The organism is Protofrankia sp. CiP1_Cm_nod2, assembly GCF_920664355.1.
Taxonomy (GTDB): domain Bacteria; phylum Actinomycetota; class Actinomycetes; order Frankiales; family Frankiaceae; genus Protofrankia.
Map to the genome: position 1 here is coordinate 1 of NZ_CAKKTL010000334.1, position 3,744 is coordinate 3,744.

2 protein-coding genes and 1 pseudogene are annotated in these 3,744 nt (G+C 69.9%); 2 read left to right on the plus strand and 1 reads right to left on the minus strand.

Features of this window, described 5'->3' with window-relative positions; all coding sequences use genetic code 11:
* Window positions 1-58 precede the first annotated feature (58 nt).
* On the plus strand, window positions 59-1,144 hold the full coding sequence (locus NBW84_RS22815; protein ID WP_250287292.1) for an IS1380 family transposase: 1,086 nt from the start codon (window positions 59-61) through the stop codon (window positions 1,142-1,144).
* Window positions 1,145-1,150: 6 nt separating this feature from the next.
* On the opposite strand, the gene NBW84_RS22820 is transcribed toward NBW84_RS22815, so the two are convergent.
* Complete coding sequence (locus NBW84_RS22820) at window positions 1,151-2,788, minus strand: IS1634 family transposase (protein WP_250287295.1); 1,638 nt, start codon at window positions 2,786-2,788, stop codon at window positions 1,151-1,153.
* A gap of 96 nt (window positions 2,789-2,884) precedes the next feature.
* Between NBW84_RS22820 and NBW84_RS22825 the strand changes: the two are divergent.
* Window positions 2,885-3,744, plus strand: a pseudogene (locus NBW84_RS22825) (RHS repeat protein); the annotation flags it as partial.

The window sequence follows — 3,744 nt, forward strand, 5'->3', positions numbered from 1 at the left end:
CTGGGAGGATGGGAGTTCTCTACGCTTCCGTCCACCCGATCGAGAGGGCACTTCGCACGTGCGATTGTTGCATGCGGCCTCGAGGACCCACGTCCGGTTCGACGACCCTGACCTGATCGCCTGCGCGGGACTCGTCCCGGTGATGCGGCTGGGCGAACGCGCCGGCCTGCCCGAGCTGGTCACCGAACACCTACGACCGGCCGACCCCAAGGGCGTCAACGCCCCGGCGAAGGTGGGGTGCCTGGTCGCTGACATGCTCGCCGGCGCCGACTCCATCGAGGACATGGGACTGCTGCGCCACGGCGCGGTGGGCGACCTGTTCGGCGGAGTCCGCGCCCCTTCGACGCTCGGGTCGTTCCTGCGGGCGTTGGACTGGGGCAACGTCCGCCAGCTGGGCAAGGTCAACCGGCTGCTGCGGGCGGGTCTGGCCGCCCAGGCGCCGTCGCTGTCTGGTGCCGACGTGCTGGCGTTCGTCGACGTCGACTCCTGCCAGCGGCGGGTCTACGGCCCGGCCAAGCAGGGCGCCGCGTTCGGCCACACCACAATCGCAGGAAAATCGCTGCTGGTCCGCGGGCTGAACGCGCTGGTCGGCACACTGTCCACCCCGACCGCGGCACCGGTCGTTGCCGCCACACGGTTGCGCGGCGGCAACGCCGGCTCCGCCCGCGGCGCGGCGTCGTTCGTCGCCGAGACCGTCACCACCGCCCGCCAGACCGGCGCCACCGGAACTCTGCTCGTGCGGATGGACTCGGCGTTCTACTCCGGGGCGGTCGTGGCGGCCTGCCGCCGTGGCGGCGCCCACTTCTCCATCACCACCCCACTCGACCGCAAGAGTGCGCGGACGGTCGCCGCGATCGGCGACGATGCCTGGACACCGATCCGCTACCCCCGCGCGATCTGGGACGAACAGACCGGCCAGTGGATCTCGGACGCGCAGATCGCCGAGGTGCCCTACACCGCGTTCGCCTCCAGCCGAGCACACCGCACCGACGGCCGCCTCGTCGTACGCCGGGTCAAAGACCTCAACCGCAAGGCGGCGGCTGGCCAGGGGGAGCTGTTCACCGCCTGGCGCTACCACACGGTGTTCACCGACAGCCCGTTCACTCTGGCCCAGGCCGAAGGCCAGCACCGCGACCACGCCTGAGTTCGGTCATTTGGTTAGTGCCTTGCCCGTGAGGGCGTCGAGCAGGGTTCTGCGTTCGGGGTCGAGTTCGGGTGGGAAGGTCTGGATGGCGCCGTTGATCGCGATGGTCGCGGAGCGGAGTGGGCGGAGCTGTCGGATGACGTTGCGGACCGCGAGGCCGGTGCGGTTCTGGATGGCGCGGGCGACGGCGAGCGCGGTGAACACGATGGTCAGGTGGGCGTCGATCGCGTCTTTGGTGTGTACGAACATGGGCCGGGCGGCGAGGTCGGTCTTGGACATCCGGAACGACTGCTCGACGTGCCGGAGGTTGTGGTAGTTCGCGATGACCTCGTGGGTGGTCAGGACGGTGACCGGGAGGTTGGTGACGTAGCCCTTGAGGCCGACGAGTCGGCGGGCGCGGGCGAGGCTGGCCTCGTCGAGGGTGGTGGCGTTGCCTTTGACCGTGACGAATCTCGGGGTGCGCGCGGTCTTTTCTCCCCCGACGACGGCGCGGGCGCGGTTCTCCTGGGCGGTGAGGGTCCTGGTGTCGCGGGCGGCGCGTCTGGCGGAGTAGGCCCAGACCGCCCGCCACGACGCGGGGTGCTGTTCCCGGTCCCAGACGGGCCCGGCCTTCACCGCAACGTCGTTGTCCCGGTTGCGGCCCTTTCTGGGAGTGATCGTGTCGATGATCTGCCCGTCGGTGCACGCGTCGCCGTACCAGCGGAAGTGGGACTCCAGATCGATCGGCGCCTTGGTGACCCGGGGGCCGACGATGAACCCGAACCCGGCCTCGTCGAGGTCGCGCAGGTTGCCCGCCGAGAGCATGCCGGCGTCGGCGACCACGACCAGGTTCTCCAGGCCGTGACGGTTCTTGAACTGGCGGACGATCGACAGGATCGTCGCGGTCTCGGCCCGGTTGCCCTCGTAGCAGCCGATCTCGAGCGGGAACCCGTACCGGTCGACGAGTAGCCCGACGACGATCTGTGGGTCGACGCGGCGTTCCTTGGAGTAGCCGACCCGGCGCAGTTCGTTCTCTTTCTCGGCCTCGAAGTACAGCGTGGTCACGTCGTAGAGACACAGCGAGACATCACCAGCGGCCCCGGCGTGGGCGAAACACAGCCCCGCGGACTGGTCGCGGTAGCCGTCCCGCTGGGCGCGCAGCAGAGTACGGCGCATCGTCTTCTCACTCGCCGGCGTGGCGCCGAGGTCCACCAGCACCCTGCCGGTGTCCAGGATCGACGTCGGCTCGACCAGCCTGGCGATCACCAGGTCCCGGAACACCTCGTCGCCCGGGGCGTCGAACCCCAACGACGTGAACACCGAGACGAGCACGTCGTAGAGCACCCGCGAGCCGGTCGCGACCACCCGCGGCCCAGCGACCGCCACCCGCCCACGCGGTGGTTCCACGGCCACGTCGAACAGAACCGCCGGGGCAGGGCCGGCCTTGCCGAGCAGCGGGGTCCTCACCGCGACCGGCTCGACCCCGAGCTCGCCCTGGCCCGGAGCCTCCAACAGTTCCCGGGCCCGCGCGATGAGCACCCCGAGCTCGGCCTCGGTATGCGCCGAACCCACATGCGCGACGATCCGCCGCCGGCCCCCGACCGACTCGGCGATCTGCACAGCCGTCGCCCCCGGCGCCGTCCGCACCCGCCGAATCCAGGCCACGACCACACCGTAGAGCACCAATTAGTGCCTCATAACCACCCACCAGGCACCCATCGCCCCAGGTCAACGTACTACACCATGATCGAAAATGGGCGGGTGACCGAACTCAGGTCCTACGACGCCGGTGGGCTGCCGGTGGGTGTGCTGGCGCCGGGTGGGGTGACCCGGGCGCGGACGTTCGACGCGCTGGGCCGGCTGACCGCCGAGTCCGGGTCGGGTGGGGGTGCGGCGGCGGCGTCGCGGTCGGTCGGCTATGACCTGGCCGGCCGGGTGACGTCGGTGAACCATCCGTCGGGCAGTGTGTCGTTCACCTATAACGACCGGGATCTGTTGACGGGTAGTGCGGGGCCGGCGGGCAGTGCGTCGTTCGGTTATGACGGTTCGAGTCGGATGGTGTCGCGGACGGACGCGGCCGGGGTGTCGTCGTTCGGCTATGACGCCCGGGATGATCTGACGTCGACGACGGGTGCGGCCACGGGTGGTACCCGCGGCCTGGTGTATGACGATGCCGGTCAGCTGACCTCGGTGACGTATGCGTCGGGTGGGGCGGTCCGGACGTTCGGTTATGACGATCTGGGTCGGACGACGACGGACACTCTGACCGGTCCGGGTGGGACGTTGCGGGCGGCGACCTACGGCTACGACAGCAACGACAACCGGCTGACCGAGACGTTGTCTCCGTCGGGTCTGTCCGGGTCGGGGAACCAGAGTTACGGCTATGACCGGTCGAACCGGCTGGTCTCCTGGACCGGCCCGGGTGGGGCGACCACGACGTACGGCTGGGATGCGGCGGGTAACCGCACGTCGGTGAACGGTGCGGCGGCGAGTGTCGACGAGCGGAACCGGCTGCTCTCGGACGGGACCGCGACCTACACCTACACCCCGCGGGGGACGTTGACGGCGCGGACCGCGGGTGGCAGCACGACCACCACCGGGTTTGATGCTTTTGACCGGTT